Source organism: Enterococcus saigonensis, assembly GCF_011397115.1.
Taxonomy (GTDB): Bacteria; Bacillota; Bacilli; order Lactobacillales; family Enterococcaceae; genus Enterococcus_C; species Enterococcus_C saigonensis.
The window spans coordinates 986,596-1,009,420 of the sequence record NZ_AP022822.1 but is presented as its reverse complement, the minus strand read 5'-3'; the positions used below and the strand labels follow the sequence as shown (position 1 = coordinate 1,009,420).

General features: G+C 35.7%; 18 protein-coding genes. 3 read left to right on the top strand and 15 right to left on the bottom strand.

From position 1 onward, the window contains the following. Window positions 1-19: 19 nt before the first annotated feature. On the bottom strand, window positions 20-196 hold the full coding sequence (gene rpsU / locus EsVE80_RS04700) for a 30S ribosomal protein S21 (RefSeq protein ID WP_002356740.1): 177 nt from the start codon (window positions 194-196) through the stop codon (window positions 20-22). 175 nt (window positions 197-371) lie between these two features. Then, entirely contained in the window at window positions 372-791 is a 420-nt protein-coding gene (locus EsVE80_RS04695; protein WP_173104122.1) for a Fur family transcriptional regulator, read from the bottom strand. Between the two features lie 143 nt (window positions 792-934). Between EsVE80_RS04695 and EsVE80_RS04690 the strand changes: the two genes are divergently transcribed. Further along, window positions 935-1,783: a pyruvate, water dikinase regulatory protein gene (locus tag EsVE80_RS04690; RefSeq protein ID WP_173102673.1), complete on the top strand. Its 849-nt coding sequence runs from the start codon at window positions 935-937 to the stop codon at window positions 1,781-1,783. A gap of 184 nt (window positions 1,784-1,967) precedes the next feature. Here the strand turns inward: EsVE80_RS04690 and thrB are convergent, their stop codons facing one another. The 6 genes from thrB to trxB form a co-directional block, all read right to left on the bottom strand. After that, a complete protein-coding gene (gene thrB / locus EsVE80_RS04685) occupies window positions 1,968-2,831 on the bottom strand; it encodes a homoserine kinase (protein WP_173102672.1) in 864 nt (287 codons plus the stop codon). After that, the gene (gene thrC, locus EsVE80_RS04680) at window positions 2,828-3,886 is read right to left on the bottom strand and encodes a threonine synthase (protein WP_173102671.1); all 1,059 of its coding nucleotides are present in this window, start codon (window positions 3,884-3,886) and stop codon (window positions 2,828-2,830) included. Before thrC ends, thrB begins: the two co-directional genes overlap by 4 nt. Before the next feature lie 2 nt (window positions 3,887-3,888). Continuing rightward, window positions 3,889-5,166, bottom strand: coding sequence for a homoserine dehydrogenase (locus EsVE80_RS04675; protein ID WP_173102670.1), 1,278 nt, complete (start codon window positions 5,164-5,166; stop codon window positions 3,889-3,891). Between the two features lie 176 nt (window positions 5,167-5,342). Next, a complete protein-coding gene (locus EsVE80_RS04670; protein ID WP_173102669.1) occupies window positions 5,343-5,630 on the bottom strand; it encodes an ArsR/SmtB family transcription factor in 288 nt (95 codons plus the stop codon). Window positions 5,631-5,649: 19 nt separating this feature from the next. Next, a complete protein-coding gene (locus tag EsVE80_RS04665) occupies window positions 5,650-7,377 on the bottom strand; it encodes a phospho-sugar mutase (protein WP_173102668.1) in 1,728 nt (575 codons plus the stop codon). Between the two features lie 315 nt (window positions 7,378-7,692). Then, window positions 7,693-8,625 (bottom strand): thioredoxin-disulfide reductase, encoded by a 933-nt coding sequence (gene trxB, locus EsVE80_RS04660; protein WP_173102667.1) that lies wholly within the window; start codon window positions 8,623-8,625, stop codon window positions 7,693-7,695. Between the two features lie 224 nt (window positions 8,626-8,849). Here trxB and EsVE80_RS04655 point away from each other — a divergent pair, with 224 nt between their 5' ends. After that, window positions 8,850-10,235, top strand: coding sequence for an MATE family efflux transporter (locus EsVE80_RS04655; RefSeq protein WP_232061279.1), 1,386 nt, complete (start codon window positions 8,850-8,852; stop codon window positions 10,233-10,235). Between the two features lie 107 nt (window positions 10,236-10,342). On the opposite strand, the gene EsVE80_RS04650 is transcribed toward EsVE80_RS04655, so the two are convergent. The 3 genes from EsVE80_RS04650 to EsVE80_RS04640 all read right to left on the bottom strand — a co-directional run bounded on the left by EsVE80_RS04650 (window position 10,343) and on the right by EsVE80_RS04640 (window position 14,893). Then, window positions 10,343-11,803: a glycoside hydrolase family 1 protein gene (locus tag EsVE80_RS04650; RefSeq protein ID WP_173102666.1), complete on the bottom strand. Its 1,461-nt coding sequence runs from the start codon at window positions 11,801-11,803 to the stop codon at window positions 10,343-10,345. Between the two features lie 103 nt (window positions 11,804-11,906). Continuing rightward, the gene (locus EsVE80_RS04645; protein WP_173102665.1) at window positions 11,907-13,340 is read right to left on the bottom strand and encodes a 6-phospho-beta-glucosidase; all 1,434 of its coding nucleotides are present in this window, start codon (window positions 13,338-13,340) and stop codon (window positions 11,907-11,909) included. Between the two features lie 164 nt (window positions 13,341-13,504). Next, complete coding sequence (locus EsVE80_RS04640; protein ID WP_173102664.1) at window positions 13,505-14,893, bottom strand: 6-phospho-beta-glucosidase; 1,389 nt, start codon at window positions 14,891-14,893, stop codon at window positions 13,505-13,507. A 179-nt stretch (window positions 14,894-15,072) separates the two neighbouring features. Between EsVE80_RS04640 and EsVE80_RS04635 the strand changes: the two genes are divergently transcribed. Beyond that, window positions 15,073-15,987, top strand: coding sequence for a MurR/RpiR family transcriptional regulator (locus tag EsVE80_RS04635; RefSeq protein ID WP_173102663.1), 915 nt, complete (start codon window positions 15,073-15,075; stop codon window positions 15,985-15,987). A 59-nt stretch (window positions 15,988-16,046) separates the two neighbouring features. On the opposite strand, the gene EsVE80_RS04630 is transcribed toward EsVE80_RS04635, so the two are convergent. From EsVE80_RS04630 to EsVE80_RS04615, 4 genes are all read right to left on the bottom strand, one after another. Next, a complete protein-coding gene (locus EsVE80_RS04630; RefSeq protein WP_173102662.1) occupies window positions 16,047-17,951 on the bottom strand; it encodes a beta-glucoside-specific PTS transporter subunit IIABC in 1,905 nt (634 codons plus the stop codon). A 28-nt stretch (window positions 17,952-17,979) separates the two neighbouring features. Beyond that, window positions 17,980-18,840, bottom strand: a complete 861-nt coding sequence (licT, locus tag EsVE80_RS04625; protein ID WP_173102661.1) for a BglG family transcription antiterminator LicT — start codon at window positions 18,838-18,840, stop codon at window positions 17,980-17,982. 378 nt (window positions 18,841-19,218) lie between these two features. Beyond that, window positions 19,219-20,994, bottom strand: coding sequence for an ABC transporter ATP-binding protein (locus EsVE80_RS04620; protein WP_173102660.1), 1,776 nt, complete (start codon window positions 20,992-20,994; stop codon window positions 19,219-19,221). Next, window positions 20,994-22,745 carry an ABC transporter ATP-binding protein gene (locus EsVE80_RS04615; RefSeq protein WP_173102659.1) on the bottom strand — a complete coding sequence of 584 codons (1,752 nt, stop codon included), beginning with the start codon at window positions 22,743-22,745 and terminating at the stop codon, window positions 20,994-20,996. Before EsVE80_RS04615 ends, EsVE80_RS04620 begins: the two co-directional genes overlap by 1 nt. Window positions 22,746-22,825 lie beyond the last annotated feature (80 nt).

Below are 22,825 nucleotides of genomic sequence, written 5' to 3'. Positions count from 1 at the left end.
GCTCCAATCTTGTTACCAACTAGAATTTTTTACGTTTTCTAGCAGCTTCAGATTTTTTCTTACGTTTCACACTTGGTTTTTCATAAAATTCCCGTTTACGAGATTCTTGAAGAGTCCCAGCTTTTGAAACGGAACGTTTGAAGCGACGAAGAGCGTCGTCAAGAGATTCATTTTTACGAACCACTGTTTTTGACATTGTAAATTCCCTCCCTCCGAGCTTAAAAAGTAACCGTTTTTGTTAATCGAAACATTTTCAAAAAACAACACTGTCCTTAAAAAATTATAGCTAAGTAATAAAATAGTGTCAAGAGTATGGTGCAAAGAAAAAAATCTTTTTCGTTTGAAAATTTATGAAAGGAACGAAAAAATAACTATTGACATTCTGCACAGCGTCCTAATATCTCAAACCGATGACCTTCAATAGTACAACCTGGCAGTTGTTCTTTAAAAAAATCCATGGGACAAAGATCCAATTCTTGCGTTTTCCCACAAACCGTGCAAATAAAGTGATGGTGGTGATGATTCTTATCTTGGCAACAATGGAAGCGAAACTTCATTTCACCATTTAAATCGGTTTCTTCTAACAAACCAATTTCAGAAAAATCATGAAGATTACGATAAATCGTATCAAAACTAATACTCCCAAATTCTGTCTCCATATATTCCTGGACTTCTTTTGCAGCTACATAACGATTTTTCTTAACTAAAAAAGTTAATAGCTTTTCACGTTTATTGGTTTTTTTAAAGCCATGCTCCTTTAAAGTTGTCATCGCTTGATCAATTTTTGTCATTTCTTTTGCCAAAAGAAAAACCTCCTAACAAATCTACTGAAAAACAGCTTGTCTGTCTTACTACTTAAATCATAATGATTACGAATTAGTTTCACTTGGTTATGGTATAATAAACTACAATAAAACACAAGTGAGGGAAAAAAATGAATAAAGCTGCTGAAGAAATCTTAACAATTTTTGTTATTTCCGATTCTGCCGGAGAAACTGCTACGAAACTGGCACAAGCCACAATGGCCCAGTATCCCACTGTTGAATTTAATCTATTTCGTAAAACTTTTATGAGTGACAAAAAGACTTTACTAAAAGCACTAAAAGAAGCAAAAAAACTTAACGCTTTGATTTTATACACTATGATTAATGAAGATTTAGTTCAATTAATTCGTGATTTTTGTCAAGAGAGCAACCTATTTGGCTTTGATGTCTTATCAGCCTCTGTTTTAGAAATTGAAAAAAGAACTGGTGTTGCACCGACTCGTGAACCAGGCGCGTTGCACCATTTAAATAAAAACTATTTTAAACGGATTGAAGCAATGGAGTTTGCAGTCAAATATGATGACGGTAAAGATCCTCGTGGCTTTTTAGAAGCAGATGTCGTATTATTGGGTGTTTCTCGAACTTCAAAAACACCATTAAGCTTGTTTTTGGCTAACAAGAATTTGAAGGTTGCCAATCTACCTCTAGTACCACAAGCCCATATTCCCAAGCAACTCTGGGAAGTAGATAAGAAAAAAATCGTTGGTTTAACCAACGACCCAAATGTTTTAAACGGTATTCGTAAAGAACGAATGATTGCTTATGGCTTAAATCCTGATACAGCTTATTCTGACATTGATAAAATTCGCGCTGAATTAGAATTTGCAAATGACTTATACGAAAAATTAGGTTGTGTCGTTATCAACGTAGCTTCCTTATCCATTGAAGAAACAGCTTCCATGATAATGAATGCCTTAGAATTAGAAGATCACAGTTATTACACGATGGAAGAAGAATAGTAAAAAAATAGTAAAGTGGATATTCATTGTTCTTTCTTTGAATACTTCTTCTTTTCTGGAAACTGTTTGTTTAAAATTACTTTTTTGCTTTTACAGTAAAAAAGTAATTTGGTTTTACTAACAAAAAAAGCCCGCCAAAATTGGCGCGCTTTTTTTATTCGCTTTTAAAAGTCTTACAAGTCTTTTAAAAAACCTGAACACCTTCACGATCAATATGAAAAATTTCTACCGCTGCTTTATTATCTAATTCCCTTAGTAAAGGAACAATTTTATCCGTTTTATGTTCTGGGGCTAAAATAATAACAGTTGGCCCTGCACCACTTAAATAACACCCATAACCGCCTTGTTCATGACTAATTTGTCGAATTTTTGCCAAATGCGGAACCAATGGACCACGAAATTTTTCATGGAATTGATCTTGTTCCATCAATTGCCCTGCTGTCACAAGATCGCCTTTCACTAATGCAGCAACCATCACATTTGCAACACTACTAGCAGCCACCGCTTGTTGGTAAGTTAATTCGTGCGGTAACACATCTCGGCTTTTGCTTGTTGCCAATTCCTTACTAGGAATAAAAGCAATCAGTTCGCAGTCAGGAAAATAATGTTTTACATAGTCTACTTTTTCGCCTTGATAACTTGCTACAACGAAATCACCACAAATTGCCGGTGCAACATTATCGGGATGCCCTTCTATCTGCGTAGCCAATTTTACTTTAGCACTCTCGCTTAAATTCAATTGCCCTAAACGATTGGCTAATTCTATTCCAGCTACGATGGCAGAAGAGCTACTTCCTAAACCACGAGTCAAAGGAATATCAGAAGTTACTTTAATATGTTGGGGTAAAAGCTTCGGCGCTATCTTTAAAGCTGTTTGTACAATTAAATTATCCTGATCACTTGGAACAGATAGGCCATAACTATGATCTACCTGCCATCTAGTAGATGAATTTAAAACCTCTACATATAAGTAGCAGCTAACAGCTACACCACATGAATCAAAACCGGGACCTATATTTGCACTGGTAGCCGGTACGCGGATTCTCATAATTTTGCCACCCCTTGACGTAAATGACTGCGCATAGCTTCTAAATCACTCATTTTGTGAATATCAACAGTTGTTTCATTAATTGCTGTATCGGGATCTTTCAATCCATTGCCCGTAAAAACACAAACAACAGTTTCTCCTGATTTTATTTTTCCGGCTTTAACATGTTGAATAACACCAGCTAAAGATGCGGCTGATCCTGGTTCAACAAAGACACCATCTTGGGCAGCAACTTTTTTATAGGCATTTAAAATTTCTGTATCTGTCACAGAATCGATATACCCTTTAGACTCGTCGCGCGCATTTTCTGCTAATCTCCAACTAGCAGGATTACCAATTCGAATTGCCGTTGCAATAGTTTCAGGTTGTTCAATCACAGCACCTTTGACAATGGCAGCAGCACCTTCTGCTTCAAATCCATGCATACGTGGCAATGTTGTCCCTTTTGCTTCATGCCATTCTTTAAATCCTTTCCAGTAAGCTGAAATATTACCAGCATTTCCAACTGGAATTGCTAAAACATCTGGTGCTTTTTCCAATTGTTGGCAAATTTCAAAGGCGGCAGTTTTTTGGCCTTCTAGGCGATAAGGGTTAACGGAATTAACTAATGCCACAGCTTCTGTCTCAGCAATCTCGCGCACGGCTTTTAGAGCCTCATCAAAATTACCTGGAATCGAAATAATATCTGCACCATAAATAATGGCTTGCGCTAATTTTCCCATTGCAATTTTGCCATCGGGGATAACAACGTACGCTTTAATTCCAGCTCGCGTTGCATAAGCTGCCGCTGCTGCGCTTGTATTACCAGTTGAAGCACAAATAATTGCTTTTGCACCATCTTCAACCGCTTTTGCCACTGCCATTACCATTCCACGATCTTTAAACGAGCCCGTCGGATTTAAACCTTCATACTTCCCGTATAAGTTGATCCCTAATTCTTTTGATAAATTGTGTAACGGAATCAAAGGCGTGTTGCCCTCTGCTAGTGAAATCATCGGTGTTTTTTCTGTTATAGGTAAATACTCTTTAAAAGTTTTTAATAAGCCTTCGTACATCTTTATTCCTCCAATATTTCCATTGTCTGCGTCACTTGGATCGCGGCCTTTGTTAATTCAGCAACAACTTCATCACGCTGCGCCAAAGTTATGCTTTTAGTTAAATAGACAAACCGTGAAGCATTCGTTTGCTTTTGTTCCACTAATTCTAAACCTAATTCTGCTTTTGCTAAAATTTCCATCATCTTGGCAATTTGTGCTTTTGTTTGAGCCTTTAACGCCAAATAAAAACGACCAGTCACATTCGCTTTCTTTTGTAAATTTACTTGCTTTTTGTACTCTATAAAAGGTGTGGTCGGTAAATCTTGGTTTGTCCGTTGTGCAATAACAGCCAAATCATTCACTACACTTGTGGCCGTTGGTAATGAACCAGCTCCAGGACCATAAAACATGCTTTCACCAATCCCCTTACTTTTTACAAAGACACCATTTAGTTCATCAGAAACACTTGCCAAAGGATGGTGTTGGGGTATTAATTTCGGTGCGACATCCGCATAAACACCTGTAATAGAATTTTTTATTCGTGCAATTAATTTAACCTCATAGCCTAGTCGTTGGGCTAATTCTAAGTCTGCTAAATCCATTTCTCGAATGCCTTGAATGGTAAAATCATTCATACCCAAATCTTGCTGAAAAGCAAATCGAGTCAAAATTACAGCTTTATAAGCAGCATCAATCCCATCAACATCATTTGTTGGATCTGATTCTGCAAAGCCAAGTTTTTGAGCTTGCTTCAAAGAGTCTTCATAAGAAAGATGATGTTTTACCATTTGCGTTAGCATATAGTTTGTTGTGCCATTAACAATACCAAAAATTTCTGTAATTTCGTCTGCTAAAAAACTAGTTACCAACGTACGCAAAATAGGAATTCCACCGGCTACGCTAGCCTCATAATAAAAGTAACAACCATTTTGCTGAGCCAGCGCTACCAATTCATTGCCATATTGGGCAATTAAATCCTTGTTTGCCGAAACAACGTGTTTACCTTTATTAAGAGCTGCTGAGATGAAAGTCTTCGCCGGTTCAATTTTTCCCATTACTTCTACTACAATATCAATTTCAGGATCATTCATGATATCCTCACTATCGTGGACTAAAGAAAAACCATATTCAGAAGCAAGCGCTTGTTTCTCCTCTTTTGCCCGTACTAAAGCTTTTACAACTTCTAGTTTAATACCGGTAGTTGAGAATATTTTCTCACTATTTTTGGCTATCACTTGCACTACTCCAGATCCTACTACACCTAAACCTAATAGACCAATTTTTAAATGCTTTACCATACTACCTCCTAAAAGCTGTCATTTAAATGATTAGAATACATTCATTTTCTTAATAAATTTTCTTTAGCATACCAAAAATACGACAAAAAAACTAGAGCTTTCGAAACCGAAAGCTCTAGTTTTATTCAGCAAAGACAAGAAACATGATGAGTTTCACGTAAAAAATTTATTAACGATTAACTGTGATGAATATGTTCAAATGTTTGTTCTAAAATATCTAATACGTGATGATCGTCCAAACTGTATAAAACAGTTTTGCCTTCTCGTCGTGACTTGACTACCCGATTATCTCGTAAAAGTTTTAGCTGATGGGAAACAGCCGACTGTTCCATTGCTACCACTTCACTAATAGTTGTAACATTTAATTCACCTTTTTTTAATGCTAGCAAAATTTTAAGACGTGTTTTGTCGGCCAAAACTTTAAAAAGACGACTCACATGCGTAATTTCTGTTTCTTGATCCATTCTGACACCTCTTTTGCTTTTAGTCAGCAGTTATTTGGTTGATTGCTTCTTCAAGTACTGCAATTTTTTCTGTTGCATTCTCTTGACTATCACCTTTTACTCCAATATAAAATTTGATTTTTGGTTCTGTTCCAGATGGACGTACAGCAATCCAACTTTCATCTTCTAACATGTATTTTAATACATCAGATGATGGCGTTGACATTTTCACTTGATTTCCATCTAAACCAACAATCGTTTGTGCTTTAAAATCTTCTGTTTGGACAACTTTGACGCCACCAATTTCACTCGGCGCCTCTGTCCGGAATTTATCCATAATTGTCTTAATTTTAGCCGGTCCTTCTAAACCACTTAATGTCACAGAAATAGTTTTTTCAGCATAATAACCATATGTGGTAAAAATATCTTGTAAACCATCATACAATGTTTTACCTTGTTTTTTATAATATGCAGCAACCTCAGCCAATAAAACCAATGCTTGAATCGCATCTTTATCTCTAACAAATGGTTTAACTAAATAACCATAGCTTTCCTCAAAACCAAACATAAAAGTTTGACTCTGATCTATCTCAAATTGTTTGATTTTTTCTGCAATAAATTTGAAACCAGTTAAAACATTCAGCATCGCAACATCATACTTGGCGGCAATGGCTGTCGGTAATTCACTGGAAACAATTGATTTTAATACAGCTGCATTACTTGGCAATGTACCTGCTTGTTTATGTGCAGCTAAAATATACTCTGTTAGAATTGCCCCAATTTGATTACCTGTTAATACTTGATATTCTCCATTTGGTAAACGCACAGCCGCCCCTAGACGATCGGCATCTGGATCTGTTGCAATCAAAAGATCCGCGTTTTCCTTTTTACCTAGAGCGATTGCATATTCAAATGCCGAATGTTCTTCTGGATTTGGTGATTTAACAGTAGAAAAATCCGGATCTGCTATGGCTTGTTCTGGTACTAAGATAAATTTTTCAAAACCAGCCTGTTTAAGCGCTTTTTCGCCCAACATTTTGCCAGTACCATGCAACGGCGTATAAACTAGTTTTAAATTTTTACCCATTTCGCGAATTAGTTCTTGGTTAATGGTGACAGTTTTTACTTCATTTAAATAAGCTATATCAATTTCTTCGCCAATAATATTGATTAAACCACTATGTTCAATTTCTTCATCCGATAAGACTTGAATTTCTAATGGATTATCTATTGCACGGACAAAAGTTGTTAAAGCATCTGCATCTGCTGGTGGCATTTGTCCGCCATCTTCGCCATAGACTTTATAACCATTATAGGAAGCTGGATTGTGTGAAGCAGTAATCATAATGCCAGTGAAGGCATTTAAATAACGAACCGCAAAAGATAGTTCTGGTGTTGGTCTTAGACTTTCAAAAACAAAAGATGGAATATCATGTTTTGCTAACGTTTTTGCCGCTTCCATCGCAAATTCCGGAGACATATGCCGAGAGTCATACGCAATTGCAACACCACGGCGTCTTGTATCATCATCTTGTTCATCCATAAAGCGAGCCAAACCTTCTGTTGCTTGACGGATAGTATAAATATTCATCCGATTAATTCCAGGTCCTAAAATTCCTCGCATACCTGCAGTACCAAATTCCAGAGGTGCGTAAAATGCGTCTTCTAGTTTTTCAGGATCTTCTTTTAGATCAGCTAATTGTAGTTTCAAATTTTCTTCTAAATTTACATCGTTTACCCATTGTTCATAGACTTGTTCCCAAGACATGAAATAACACCTCTTTCAATTTTTCTAATTACTTTTTAAGTATATCATTTCACCTTGATAACGCCAACAATCTTTCATAACAATGTTTTTAAAAAATAAGAATGAAGATAAATAGAACAATCAATTGTAAAAGCAAACTTTCTTGGACAAAAATTAGAAATGCCTAAATAGTTAAATGGTTAAATCAAATATCTCAGATCTAACATGTTCGTAACTAGCTAAATACAGTAAAAAATCCGAAAATTGAAGTGCGCCAAACTATTCTCACTTCAATTTATCCGGATTTTTTACTTTTTATTGTCCATTAGGTTTTTATTAACCAATAGTTTGGTTGTCTTTTATGTTTTCCAAATATTGAAAGACTTGTTGTCCAGCAATACCGCCTTCACCCACAGCAGTTGTGATTTGACGTAAATCTTTAGCGCGACCATCTCCAATAGCAAAAACACCAGGAACAGCAGTTCTCATGTTACCATCTGTTAATAACCAACCAGCTTCATCTAAAATACCTAATTTAGTAAAAGGTGCCGATAACGGCTCCAAGCCAACATAAATAAAAACGCCATCAGCTGCGACTTCCTGGACTTCATCACTTTTGATATTGCGAATATTAACCCCAGTTACCACCATATCATTTCCTTTGATTTCTTCCACAACAGAATCCCAAACAAAACTAATTTTTTCGTTAGCAAAAGCGCGATCTTGGATAATTTTTTGTGCTCGTAATTCATCACGTCTATGAACAATGACAACTTCACTTGCAAATTGAGTTAAATATATTGCTTCTTCAACTGCAGAATCACCACCGCCAACCACAATCAATTTCTTATTGCGGAAAAATGCCCCATCACACACTGCACAATATGAAACCCCACGTCCAGCATATTCTTCCTCACCAGGTGCACCTAGTTTACGATGAACACAACCTGTGGCAATTATAACGCTTTTGCCTTTGTAGCTATTTTCTTCTGTTATGACTTCTTTGTAGCTGCCATGATCCACAACATCTTGTACAATCCCATATTCGTTTTTTGTGCCAAACTTTTCAACATTTTGATACATTTTCATCGAAAGTTCTGGTCCCATAATAGATTCAAAACCAGGATAATTTTCAATCTCGGCAGTGTTATTCATCTGACCGCCAGGAGCGCCTCTTTCAATCATTAAGACGGATAAGTTCGATCGTGATGCATATAAAGCTGCGGTCATACCGGCAGGTCCAGCACCGATTACAATTACATCATACATTGTTTTTACCTCCACTTACTTTCTATTAGTAAGCTAACTCTAGTTGAAATAAACTTAGCTGTCTAATAATCTGCTTATAAGAAAAATAATCACATTACTTAAAACTATATTACTTTTTTCTTACAATTTAAATCCCTAGATTGTAATTTTTTTTACTTCCGGTAAAATCATTGAACGATAGTATCGATAGTTATACTTATACGATGAAAAAAGGAGATTAGTTCGTGAAAAAATTTTTTGAGACTTCTGATAAAGAATTGCTGTTTTTAAGTTGGCCAATCTTTATTGAATTATTTTTAAGAGTCATAATCGGCAACGTTAATGTATGGATGATTTCTCATTACTCTGAACCTGCCGTTGCAGCAGTGGGAGCAGCCAATCAATTATTAAATTTAACAGTCTTTATCTACGGCTTTATCACGGTCGGTACCCAAATAATTATTGCACAACTGATTGGCGCTAAAAAGAAGAGCGAAATTCCGACTGTTATCAATACTGCTTTAATCGGTTCTTTTATTTTAGGCCTTTTAATTAGTCTCATGTTTATTTTTTTCGCGGATTCCTTACTGCATTTTATGAATTTAGATCAAAATCTAATTACTATTGGTCGTAGTTATTTACAAATTTACGGCGGTAGCTTATTTATTTCTTCCATTACAGCCGTTGTTATCGCGGTAATGCGTAGCCATGGGTTTACACAACCAGCATTATTAGTTCCACTTGCTGCTAGCATTCTGGCTGTTATTGGAAATTACTTTGCTTTATATAGTCCTTTTGGCTTACCTAATTTTGGTGTTTGGGGATTGGCTGTAGCGAGTGTTTTGGGTAATACTATTGGTTTAATTATCGCTCTTGTTCTTTTGCAAAAGCATGTTCATTATTCAATTTTTGCTACTCGTTTAAAAAAGTTTTCTCTTCATTACTTAAAGAAGATTTTGGCGTATGGTTTGCCTTCTTCAGGTGAATCATTGTCTTATCAAGGTGCTCAAGTTGTCGTTACAATGATTGTCGCTTCTCTTGGCTCAAGTGTGTTAATCGCCAAATCTTACGTTACGGCTATCACTCAATTTGTCTATTTAGTTGCCGCGGCAATAAGTCAAGGCAATCAAATTATGATTGGACGCAATGTCGGAGCAGGAGAATTTAAACAGGCGTATAAACGCGGAATGAAAGCAACAGTGATTGGTGTTTTGGCTTCTGTTTCGATTTGTCTGTTAACATATTTGTTTATCGAACCAATTATGAGTATTTTCACCACCAATCCTGAGATCATCCACATTGCCAAAGGCGTTTTTCTAGTGGAAATAGTTTTAGAAACTGCTCGTTCTATTAATATGATTTTAGTGGGTTCGTTAAATGCCAGTGGGGATGTAAAGTTTCCACTATTTTGTAGCCTAATTGTCTTATGGATTATCAGTTTGCCGTTTTCATACACATTAGCAATCATAGCAAATTTCGGTCTTTTGGGCGTCTGGATTGCATACGCGATTGATGAAGCTTTGCGCAGTTTGTTAATGATCGCCCGTTGGAAAAAAGGAACATGGCAATCAAAAGCTGTTGTGCATCACAATAGTGAATTAAACAAAGTTATCATTGAAGAAAATTACTAAAATGACTTTTTCAAACAGTCTCTTTCACAATTTTTATCATTAAAAATGTGATATAAGACACCTTCAGTAATCTAAGGATTACCAAAAGTGCTTATATCACATTTTAATTAATCTAATTTTTCACCATTTGAAGCAATCACTTCTTGATACCAATAGAAGGATTTTTTACGAGTACGCGCGAGTGTTCCTTTGCCTTGATCATCCAAATCCACATAAATAAAACCATAACGTTTTTTCATTTCGCCAGTTCCTGCCGAAACCAAATCAATACAGCCCCAAGGGGTATACCCCATTAAATCCACGCCATCTAATTCAACTGCATCTTTCATAGCAGCGATATGTTTTTTAAAGTAATCAATACGATAGTCGTCGTCAATACTTCCATCTTCTTTAACACAATCTACCGCTCCAAAACCATTTTCTACAATGAATAGTGGTACTTGATAACGATCATATAAGTTACACAAAGAAATTCTCAGTCCTAATGGATCGACTGCCCAGCCCCACTCAGATTCTACTAAATAAGGATTTTTTACTGCAGGTTGCTGATTTCCCCCAACGTATTTAACATTTTCTGGATTAGCAGAAGAGGCAGTAGACATATAGTAACTAAAGCCAATATAGTCTACCGTGCCTTTTTTAAGTAAATCATCATCTCCAGCTTCTTTTCTAATGGTAATATTTTCCCGCTCAAACCATTTGAGTTTATGGGCAGGATAAGTTCCTTTCACTTGGACATCAATGAAAAATTCTTGACCGCGGTTAAATTCTAAAGCTGCCATCACATCTTCGGGATTACTTGTCATTGGATAGCTTGGAATATACGCTACCATCATCCCAATTTTGAAATCAGGATTAATTTCATGTCCCAAAATTACTGCCTGGGCACTAGCAACAAATAAATGATGAATAGCTTGATAGCGGTGTTGATTATCATTTTTATGAATTCCAATTTGGGTCCAGCTTCTCAAAAAATTAATTTCATTAAACGTCATCCAATATTTTACTTTATCTTTGTAACGCTTAAAAATTGTTTTGCAGAAGAAAACAAAGTAGTCAACTGTTTTACGATTATTCCACCCATCTAATTCATCTGCCAAATACATCGGAATATCAAAATGATTAATGGTAACTACTGGTTCAATTCCATACTTTAATAGTTCATCAAAAACGGCATCGTAAAAAGCTAATCCTTCTTCATTTACTACCTCCGTTCCTTGGGGACAAATGCGCGCCCATGATAAGGACAGACGAAAACATTTGAATCCCATTTCTGCAAACAAAGCAATATCTTCTTTGTAATGATGATAAAAGTCAGTGGCAACATGGCTAGGATAATATTTATCTGGATCTATATACCCTTTTGCTCCTTCCGGTAACGCTTCTTCTCTTGTTACTTCTTGAATTTTGCCATCTTGAGTTTTAAAAGTAATCATCCGCGGATGGTTTTTGCTCCCGCCAGTGATAGCATCTAAAGTTGCCAGTCCTTTTCCACCAGATAAATAACCACCTTCATATTGATTGGCTGCTGTTGCACCGCCCCACAAAAAATCTTTACTAAATACCATTAATTTTCCCCCTACAATTTTTAAAGCCAGCTCAACTGGGCTTCAACTGGGCTGGCTTTAAATTTTATTTGATGACCTGATATGCCAGCTTAATGCGCAGTTTTTATTCTGTGCTTAAATCTTCTCCGTTTGTGGCAATCACTTGTTTATACCAATCAAATGATTTTTTCTTTGTCCTTGCTAAAGTTCCATTTCCTTCATTATCTCGATCAACATAGATAAAACCATATCTTTTCTTCATTTCGCCAGTTCCAGCCGAAACCAAATCAATACAGCCCCATGTGGTGTAGCCCAATAAATCAACACCATCCAATTCTACAGCATCTTTCATAGCAGCAATGTGGGCTGCTAAGTATTCAATACGATAATCATCTATGACATAGCCGTCAGAATCAGGTGTATCTACTGCTCCTAATCCGTTTTCAACGATGAACAATGGTTTTTGATAACGATCGTAAATATCATTTAATGTAATCCGTAAACCTAATGGGTCAATTTGCCACCCCCATTCACTTGCTTTCAAGTATGGATTTTTAACAGATGCAAAAATATTACCGGCTGTTTGTTCCAATAATTCTGGGTCTGTAGTCGAAACACGCGATGAATAATAAGAAAACGAAATAAAATCAACCGTATTTTCTTTTAATAATTCTAGATCACCCTTTTCCATTTTAAGTTCAATACCTTTACGTTCTAAATCTTTTAAGGCATACGCTGGATATTCACCACGAGACTGCACGTCGATAAAGAAATAATTTTCACGATCATTGTTACGTGACGCAAAAACATCTTCTGGTTTACATGAATAAGGGTAATACGCTCCAGCTGCCAACATGCAGCCTACTTTATTTTCTGGATCCACTTCATGAGCTATTTTAGTAGCAATTGCAGATGCAACTAATTCATGATGTGCCGCTTGGTATTTTACTTGATCTTTATTGTCCCCTTCTTCGAAGTAAAGACCTGCCCCCATAAACGGTGCATGTAAAATCATATTAATTTCATTAAAAGTCAACCAATATTTTACTAATCCTTTGTAACGGTTAAAAATGACGTGACATAAATTTTCGTAAAAGCCAACGAGCTTACGACTGCGCCACGCGCCATATTCTTTAATTAAATGCATAGGGCAATCGAAATGTGTAATCGTAACTAAAGGCTCAATTCCATATTTTTTACATTCTTTAAAAATATCTTCGTAAAATTTTAAGCCTTCTTCATTTGGTTCCTTTTCATCTCCATTTGGAAAGATACGACTCCAAGCAATTGATAGACGATATGTTTTAAAGCCCATTTCCGCAAACAAAGCAATATCTTCTTGCCAACGATGATACATATCGATGGCTTCTTTTGCTGGATAAAAGTGATCATCATCAAAATCAAACATCTTCATTTCACCAGTAATAACAGGAAAACGATCTGGACCAATTGGTACTACATCCACATTGGCTAAACCACGACCACCTTCGTTATAACCGCCTTCGCATTGATTGGCTGCAGTTGCGCCACCCCATAAAAAGTCTTTTCTAAATCCCATTGTAAAGCCTCCAGTTTTCTTAATTTCTTAAAATTATTTTTGTATTTTTCTAAAATCTATGCGCTCTTTTTAATTTAATATACTCATCTAAACGATTAAATCGTAATGCTTTAATTTTTACTAGTGACAAAAACAGTTGCTGAAATTTTTTATAAGCGTTCGTATTACACATTAACTAAATCCATTGCACGGACAACTTCATCTTGAACTTCAATACCTTTTCTTTCCAAACGGGCAATTGCTTCTTCAAAATTTGGTAAATATGCTTTATGGGCAATAAATAATTCATCCATCACTCGTTTAGCTGTTTTCCCTGAAGTTATTAAAGGATTTAATGTAAATGCTTGTAAGGCTGTGCCGTAATTTCCTGTTACTGCTGCTTCAATGGTCAATAATTCCATAGCTTTCATAACTTGCAACCAACCTCTTTCAGCAGTCGGTAACTCACCAAAAGCTACATTACGAGCTCCCTGCGCCCCAACATAAGCTGTCACTTCAACAACACAATCTGCTGGTAAATCTGGTAGTGCACCATTATTTTTTGTGGAAACAACAATTTGCGTCTCTTTATTTGCATAAATGGAAGCAATCGTTTCACAAGCTGCGTCTGAGTAATATGCACCACCTCGTTGTTGTAATTGCTCTGGTTTATGGTCTAAGTTTTCATCTTTGTAAAGTTCAAATAATTCATGTTCGGTCCGCTTTACTTGTTGTGCTCTTGTTCCCACTGTGCGATATTCTTCCAATGCATGTTCCAACATCTCTTCTTCTTGATAATAATAACGATGATATGCACACGGAATCATTTTCATTTGCTCTAATAACTCCCGCTCAAAAGGAGTATCATAAATATTTTGGGGTAGACCGTTATCTTCTTGATACATTTTGTCGATAAGCGTCATGGTCACATCATTCCCGTGATTATCAGCAACTTTATGCCAATGGAAATGATTCAAGCCGGCAAATTTATAAATTAAATCTTCTGTTTTTTTGCCAATTAAACCAGGTTCGAGCATGGTTGCCATCACAGGTACGTTGCAAAGACCAATTACTTTATCCCATTTTCCATACCGTACAACCGCTTCGGTTACCATACCACTTGGGTTAGCAAAGTTAACTAACCAGGCATTTGGACATAAACGTTTCATATCTTCTACAATATCTAGTATAACTGGCACTGTTCGAAAAGCTTTAAACATTCCGCCTGCCCCGTTTGTTTCTTGACCTAACATGCCATAATAAGCAGGGATGCGCTCATCTTTAACTCGGGCATCTAATAATCCTACACGAAACTGCGTTGTGACAAAATCCGCATCTTTTAATGCTTCTTTTCGATCTAAGGTTAAATGTACTTGAACATCATATGGAGAAGCATCCCACATCCGTTGCGCCATCGCTCCTACGATTTCTAATTTTTCTTTCCCAGCTTCGATATCTACTAACCAAATTTCAGAAATCGGTAGCTCGTTGTAACGCTTAATAAAGCCTTCCATTAATTCAGGGGTATAGCTACTTCCACCACCTATAGTTGCAATTTTCACGCCTTGTTTCATATCGACAGCTCCTTTGTTTACTTGATAGTTTAAGTATTGATGAGTTACTTTAAAAAAACAATAAAACAGTTACTTATTTCTAAAGCGTTTACAAATTCCAAGAAATTATTTTTGTTTTTTGTAAATGAAATTTACAAATAGGATATAATAATTGTAAATAAAATTGAAAGAGGTTTTTTATGCTAATTCAAGAAAAAATTCACCAAACAAGTTTTTCTGATGCTGAACAAAATGTTGTTACTTTCATTTTAAAACATCCTCAAAGTTTGAATTTAACAATTAAAGAAGTAGCAGAAGCCACTTTTGTCCATCCTTCTACCCTTATCCGTATTGCTAAAAAATTAGATTTTAATGGCTGGGTGGAATTTAAAACTGCTTTTTTAAAAGAGCAAAATTATTTGACCCATCACTTTCAATCCGTCGATGCAAATCTTCCTTTTACGCCGAAAGATGGTTTGATGCGAATTGCTAGTAATCTAGCTCAATTAGAACAAACAACAATCAGTGATACATTATCCTTGTTGCAACACGATGCCTTAAAAACGGCGAAAGAGCTTTTATTAAAAGCTCGCATTACGCGAATTTTTGGAAATAATGCCAATACGTTGATTGCTCAAGATTTCGCTGTTAAAATGAATCGCATTGGAAAAATTGTTACTACCAGCCAGATTCAAGGTGAAACAGCATATGAGGCGTATAATTTAACAAACAATGATACGGCCATCTTAATTTCTTATACTGGTGAAAATCAAACTGTTTTACAAACTGCTACTATTTTGGCTAGCCAAGGCGTACCTTTTATTGCTATTACCAGTATCGGAGATAATTCTTTAATGAAATTAGCTACTTGTACCTTGCAAATGACAACCAGAGAACGGCTCTATTCAAAAATTGGTAATTTTACAACTAACTTGTCAATTTCTTATTTACTTGACGTGCTTTATAGTATTGTCTTTGCACAAAATTATCAGCAAGAATTGAATCACTTAATTAAAATAGGGCAACAAATTGATCACCGAAAAATAAGCTCCACTATTATGGTCGAAGAAAATCAACCAGCTGTACAATTTCACGATTCTTTTACACCAAATTAAATCTTTTAAAGAAATTTGGGCGAAAAAGGCGAGCTGACTATTTTGCCAGCTCGTCTTTTTTAGGCCAATGCTGTAATTAATTCATCACTACCGCTGGCAACATTTGGTTTGTCACTTTCCAAAATGTCCAAGTAATCTGCTGAATTGGTTACAATCACAGGCGTTTCCACACTATAACCTGCAGCTTGGATTGCTTGAATATCAAAGCTCATCAATTTTTGACCCCGTTTTACTTTGTCCCCTTGCTTAACATGAGGCGTGAAAAATTTACCGTCTAATTGTACCGTATCAATCCCAATGTGAATTAATAATTCTAAGCCATTATCAGAAATCAAACCAATAGCATGCTTTGTTGGAAATAGTGTCATCACAGTGCCGTCAAATGGTGCTACAACTTCCCCATTTTCTGGTTGAATTAACACACCTTTGCCTAAGATACCTTGCGCAAATGCTTCATCTTTTGCTGCACTTAATGGCATAATAGCTCCGTTGATTGGTGCTGTAACGATTTCTTTTCGAACTTCCATACTCGTCTGGCCTTCTTCTACTTCTACCGTTTCATCTTTCCAGAAGAAAAATGTTAGTGAGAAACTGATACCACATGCAATTAAAACTGCAATTATTGCTGGAATTACAGTAGAAGCATTACCTTCTGGTGTAATGAAATTAAAGAAACCAAAAATCCCTAAACCACCCATTGTATATCCCGTTACGTCATTTATCATTAAAATTAATCCACCGATGGCACCACCAATCATCGAAAAGATAAACGGGGTCTTTTTCGGTAACGTAATCCCATAAATCGCCGGTTCAGTGACACCAAAAATACCGGAGATAATGGCTGGCGGACATAACGCTTTTAATTTTTTGTCGCGAAGCTTAAAGAACATTGCTAAAACAACAGCTGTTTGTGAGAAGCTGGCAGCAAAAGAACCAGTTAGTACTTGAGAGAAACCTTCTTGTGTGACTTGCATAATTGCTAACGGTACAACAGACCAATGCAAGCCAAAGATTACTAAAACCTGCCAGAAGAAACCTAATATCGCGCCATATAACGCTGGTGAGAATGTCATTAACGCTTGGAAACCTGCACTTAATAAATCTGTTAGCATACTGATGATTGGGCCAATGACTAAAAATCCAACTGGTAAGGAAATTAAAAGTACGAAAAATGGTACTAAGAATGTTTGAACAACTGAAGGAATGACACGTTTCATTAACTTCTGAACTTGTGCGGCAAACGCAATGATAAAGATCACTGGAACAACACTACTTGTATAATTTGCACCTACCCAAGGAATACCTAAAAAAGTAGTATAAGCTGGTAAACCAAAAATACTATATGGCGCAGCAGCACCTTCTTCAACTAAACCTTGTAAGGCAGACCCTTGAATTGTCGGGTAAACGAGAGCTGCCCCAATTGTAATCCCAATCATTGGGTTTAAGTTGAATTTTTTTGATGCTGTATAACCTAAGATAACTGGCATAAAGTAAAAAATTGAATCACCTATCGCATTTAGCATCATATACGTACCTGATTGAGCTGTGTAGGTAAACCAACCTAAAGTACCTAAAAATACTAATAGGGCATTCAACCCTTTAATCATACCGGCTGCGGCTAACGCACCTAAGAACGGTTGAAAACAACCACTCAAAATATCAATCAAACGGTTAAAAAGGTTTCCATCGCCACTTGCCTCTTCTGCATCACCTGAAATTTTTGCTACCTCTAAAACTTCTGCATAGACATCTGGAACATGATTGCCAATAACAACCTGATATTGGCCACCACTTTTCATAACCGTTACCACGCCGTCCATGTTCTTTAAGACATCATCGTTTGCTTTGTTTTCGTCTTTTAACTTAAAGCGCAAACGCGTGATGCAATGTGTCAAACTATTAATGTTTTCTCTGCCACCTACATTGCTAACAATTTTTTCAGCTAAATCGTGATATTTTCCCACAATCAATTCCTCCAATTATTTTTATTTTTTAGGACGATTCTTCTTCACATTTACCTAATTTTTGTACCAATCTTGCAACGTGAATCGTTAAATATAGTTTTTCATCATTGGACATAAAATAGCTGTACTTTTTTGTAACATATTGGTTAATTTTTTCTACGCAACTATAAGCATTGGGGTATTTTTTTTGAATAATCAAAAGCAACTCTTCATCACTTTCACCTTCGTTTTGCCGATGATTCATAATTCGTGAAGCAAAAAAACGTAAATGTGTTGTAAAACGATAATAATAAACAGATTCTTCATCAAATTGAACTTTAAAATAATAGCTGACAATCCGAATGATTTCTTCCATCAGTTCGGTCATTTCATATACATCATCGTTATCAATTTCTGTCTGGGCATTCACAAGATGTAGGGCAATAAAACCTGCCTCATCTTCACCTAAATCAACTTTGAAACGTTTCTCAATTACCGAAACAGCATCTTTTCCAATGCTATATTCTGCTGTGAAAAAGCGTTTGATATCCCAAAGCAATAAATTTGGAACACGTATTTTCTTTTTCACGCGTTGAATAGCAGTATGCAAATGGTCTGTTAAGGAGATATAAATAGAGTCATTTAAAGGTGCATTCAATTTTTCTTTACCGCAATCAATTATTTCAGTCGCCAGTTCTAAATAGCTAATTGGTACATCTTCTAATAATTCTTGTAATTTCATACTTAAATCTGTATTAGACAATCGATATGTTTTATCAACTTGTCCTTCAGTTACTTCATCACCAATCTTTTTTTGAAATGCTATCCCCTTTCCCATTACGACAAGTTCGTTATTTCGTTTATCCGTTGTAATAATTACATTGTTATTTAAGATTTTTTTTATTTGCATCAGTGTCGGCCTCCACGTCACGCTACAACTAATCTAAATCTAATAATACATTCATTTAGATTATAATTTGATGATACTAATACTCGTTATAAATGTCAACGCTTACATTTAAGAAATTGTTTCTTAATCTTCTATTTCCCTCCTTTTCAAAAAATGGGCAAACAAAAAACCTAATGAATGCGCACAAAATAAGGGCGACATCTCATTAGGTTTAGCTTGTATTTAAACAATCACTATCCATTTATTTGGTCTATTTAATTTATAGTTATTGTAACAGAAATAAGAAAGCGTTGTCAACAGCTGCTCAAATTTTTATTTTCTTAATTAAAAAATGGCAGAATTTTTTTATTACTAGAAATTCTACCATTTTTTTCTTATTTAAACTTCACTACTTTGCAATTTGTACATAGCGGCATATAAGCCATCCTCAGCTAATAAACTAGCATGATCCCCAGTTTCTACAATCGCACCTTTATCCAGTACTAAAATTAAGTCAGCATCTTTAATCGTAGACAAGCGGTGAGCAATTGCTATGGTCGTTCTTCCTTTCCGCATTTTCGCTAGACTAGCTTGAATTAAACTTTCAGTTTCCGTATCAATATTTGCCGTTGCTTCATCTAGTACCAAAATTTTGGGACTTGTAACCATTGTACGAGCAAAAGATAAAAGTTGGCGTTGACCACTGGAATAACTAGCCCCGCGCTCCATTACTTTGGCGTGATATTTACCAGGTAATTGCATAATAAATTTATCAGCTTGCACAAATTCTGCTGCAGCTTTAATTTCATTATCAGTAATGTTTTTATTTAATAGCCGTATATTAGTAGCAATATCTCCGTAAAACATAAATGCATCTTGTAATACTAAGCCCATTTTTTCTCGTAATTCTGTCAGAGGATAGTCTTTAATATTTTTATCATCAATCAAAATTTCGCCAGAATGAAATTCATAAAAACGCATTAACACATTAATAATCGAACTTTTACCACTCCCAGTATGTCCTACTAATGCAATTGTTTGACCGGGATTTGCAACAAAAGAAATATCTTTTAAAACATCGTGCTTCCCATCGTATGAAAAACTAACTTGACGAAATTCAATCTTTCCGGCACCAATTTTTTCATTTGCATTAGGATTTTGTGCCGGTGTTACTTCTGTTGTATCCATAATTTTCAAAATACGGCTAGCAGCTACAATTCCATCGGTAAAAACACTTAAGAAATCCATCATTTGCGTCATCGGATTAAAAAAACCTTGCACATATGTGGTAAAAGCGTAAATCATCCCCACCTCTACAGGAGAATGAACAGCGTCAAAACCAAATAGTGATAACGACAATGCAATTGCTAAGGCATATAGTAAATTAATAATTGGTGCCAAAAGCAGCGAATTTGTTTTAATCATCGCAAATCGTGTTTTTAAATAGTCATCATTAATTATTTCAAACTCACTTTTTAGTCGTGATTCTTGGCGAAATTGTTGAATAATTTGCATACCTGAAATCGATTCATTCAACTTAGTATTTAATTGACTTAGTTTTTCTCGCATCTGTCGATAAATTTGGGAACTGAATTTTTGATAATACCAAATAACAATCAGTAAAATCGGTAGAAACACTAGATTAATTAACGCAATTTTACGGTTAATTGAAAACATCGCCACAAAAGATGAAATGACGGCAAAAATTCCAGTAATTATCATCAAAAAAACATACCAAAATTCAAATAATGTTTCAGTATCATTAGTTACTCGCGAAACAATAGAGCCAGCTGGTGTTTGATCAAAATAGCGCATCCCCAGTGTATGGAGTTTTTCAAACAGTTTTACACGAATGTACTGAAAAGTTTTCAGCGCAGCCATCGAATATAAAAACCATTGGAAAAACCAAATGACCGCTTTTAAAATCACCCCAAAAAAATAAAGAGCAGCAAAAAAATAAATAATTTTTTCAGTTGCAGTTTGTGTGGTTAAATAATTATCCATGTACGCTTGAATAATGCGCGGCAATAAAATATTGATAACTGATAAAGCCAAGGCAAAGACAATTGCTAAAAGAAAAGTTTTGGCAAAAGGTTTAGCAAACTTAAACATCCGTGTAACAATTCTCTTTTGTTCTTTAAATGAAAGTGATTTAGACCATGCAGATTCTTCCATTAAATATCCCCCTTGCTAATTTTTTGTTCCAGTTGCTGTTTTGCCCACATCTTAGCATACCACCCCTCCAAAGCTAGTAATTCTTGATGGTTGCCACGTTCAACTATTTGACCTTCATCAATTACGATTATTTCTTGCGCATGCATGACACTACTTAAACGATGGGCTGCAATAATGGTAGTTTTATTTTGGCGCGCAACTTTCAAATTATTTAAAATCGTTTCTTCTGTTTTGGCATCAACAGCAGAAAGTGCATCATCTAAGATTAAGATTTCTGGTTTGGCAATTACCGCACGCGCAATTGACAGTCGTTGCTTTTGACCACCAGACAAAGATACTCCCCGTTCTCCTACCAAAGTATCGTATCTCTTTGGCATTTGTTGAATATCTGCCGCAATATCTGCTAACCTAGCAGCCTGCTCAACTTCACTTTGAGATAGTGTGGGATCGACAAAACGAATATTATCGCGGATGGTGGTAGAAAAAAGAAAATGATCTTGCGGAACATATCCCAAAGAAGCAAGTAATGCTTCCAAAGTATAATTTTTAATATCCTGCCTCCCAAAAGTAATTTGACCTTCATAATCATCAAACTCTCGCAGTAATAATTTCATAATCGACGTTTTACCACTTCCAGTTTTACCGACAATTCCTAAAGTTTCTCCTTCATTTACGACAAACTGTAAATCGCGTAAGGCTATTTCATGACTATCAGGATAAGAAAATTTACGAATTAAAAATTCTAAGTTTCCTTTTGGCGGTACATTAATCGCATTCGTTTTTTCGATGATATGCGTTTTTTTACTTAATAACACTGCTACTCGATCATAACTGGCATTTCCACGCTCCAACACATTAAATAGTCTGCCAATGGCAAACATTGGCCAAACTAACATACCAATATAACTAATAAATGATACCAATTGACCAATTGTAATCGTCCCTTTTAAAATGAAGTTTCCCCCCACAATAATGGTAACAACGTAAGAAAGACCAATAATTAACGTAATAAAAGGATCAAATAATGCATCCAAAAAATTAACACGTTTATTTTTGACAATTGCATCATCAATCTTCTTTGAAAAATCAGCAATATCTTCTTCTTCTTGGCCAAACGTTTTTAAAACTTTCATCCCCGTAATACTTTCTTGAGCCTTGTCGTTAATACTTGAAAAAGCCTCTTGAGCATCCCGAAAAGCATCGTGAAGCTTTGTCCCCAGCATTCGTGAAGTTACTGCTAGAAGAGGTAATGGTAATAACGCAATTAGAGTTAAGCGCCAATCAATAAATAGAATCATCGCAACAATAGTCATTCCACCTGTAATAAATGAATCAGCAAAGGTTAAAATTCCAGCCCCAGCAACATTTTGAATTGCATTTAAATCGTTAGTAGCATGGGCCATTAGATCTCCAGTACGATGTTCTTGATAAAAGGTTTGATCCATTTTGGTAAAATGAGCAAAAAGTTGTCGTCTAAGATGTTTTTCTAAGCGTGCTGCACTTCCCCAAATATTAGTCCGCCAAATATAGCGAAAGATATATTGCGCAATAGCTGAAATTACCAAAATTCCTACCCATCCTAAAATAATATTTAAATGAATATTATCATCAGCAATTTCATCAATAATAATTCCAATTACTTTAGGAGGAATCAATTGAAAAATAGCTACTAAAATCAGTGCTGTCACACCGAAAATATAGTGGCGTTTTTCTTGTTTGAAAAACCAACCTAACTTTCTAAAAATTGACATAACTACCTCCTTAACTCCTTTATCTCTTATTTATTTTATTACCAGAATAATTTGAAAATTCTGGTTAATTTTTTTAAACC

Coding starts and splice junctions, on each gene's coding strand:
- EsVE80_RS04650 (WP_173102666.1), bottom strand. CDS start 11,803: ATGGTATTTAGTAAAGATTTTTTGTGGGGCGGTGCAACAGCAGCCAAT.
- EsVE80_RS04635 (WP_173102663.1), top strand. CDS start 15,073: ATGCTAATTCAAGAAAAAATTCACCAAACAAGTTTTTCTGATGCTGAA.
- EsVE80_RS04615 (WP_173102659.1), bottom strand. CDS start 22,745: ATGTCAATTTTTAGAAAGTTAGGTTGGTTTTTCAAACAAGAAAAACGC.
- EsVE80_RS04640 (WP_173102664.1), bottom strand. CDS start 14,893: ATGAAACAAGGCGTGAAAATTGCAACTATAGGTGGTGGAAGTAGCTAT.
- EsVE80_RS04670 (WP_173102669.1), bottom strand. CDS start 5,630: ATGGATCAAGAAACAGAAATTACGCATGTGAGTCGTCTTTTTAAAGTT.
- EsVE80_RS04620 (WP_173102660.1), bottom strand. CDS start 20,994: ATGGAAGAATCTGCATGGTCTAAATCACTTTCATTTAAAGAACAAAAG.
- EsVE80_RS04690 (WP_173102673.1), top strand. CDS start 935: ATGAATAAAGCTGCTGAAGAAATCTTAACAATTTTTGTTATTTCCGAT.
- rpsU (WP_002356740.1), bottom strand. CDS start 196: ATGTCAAAAACAGTGGTTCGTAAAAATGAATCTCTTGACGACGCTCTT.
- EsVE80_RS04695 (WP_173104122.1), bottom strand. CDS start 791: ATGACAAAAATTGATCAAGCGATGACAACTTTAAAGGAGCATGGCTTT.
- thrC (WP_173102671.1), bottom strand. CDS start 3,886: ATGTACGAAGGCTTATTAAAAACTTTTAAAGAGTATTTACCTATAACA.
- EsVE80_RS04665 (WP_173102668.1), bottom strand. CDS start 7,377: ATGTCTTGGGAACAAGTCTATGAACAATGGGTAAACGATGTAAATTTA.
- EsVE80_RS04675 (WP_173102670.1), bottom strand. CDS start 5,166: ATGGTAAAGCATTTAAAAATTGGTCTATTAGGTTTAGGTGTAGTAGGA.
- licT (WP_173102661.1), bottom strand. CDS start 18,840: ATGCAAATAAAAAAAATCTTAAATAACAATGTAATTATTACAACGGAT.
- trxB (WP_173102667.1), bottom strand. CDS start 8,625: ATGTATGATGTAATTGTAATCGGTGCTGGACCTGCCGGTATGACCGCA.
- EsVE80_RS04645 (WP_173102665.1), bottom strand. CDS start 13,340: ATGGGATTTAGAAAAGACTTTTTATGGGGTGGCGCAACTGCAGCCAAT.
- thrB (WP_173102672.1), bottom strand. CDS start 2,831: ATGAGAATCCGCGTACCGGCTACCAGTGCAAATATAGGTCCCGGTTTT.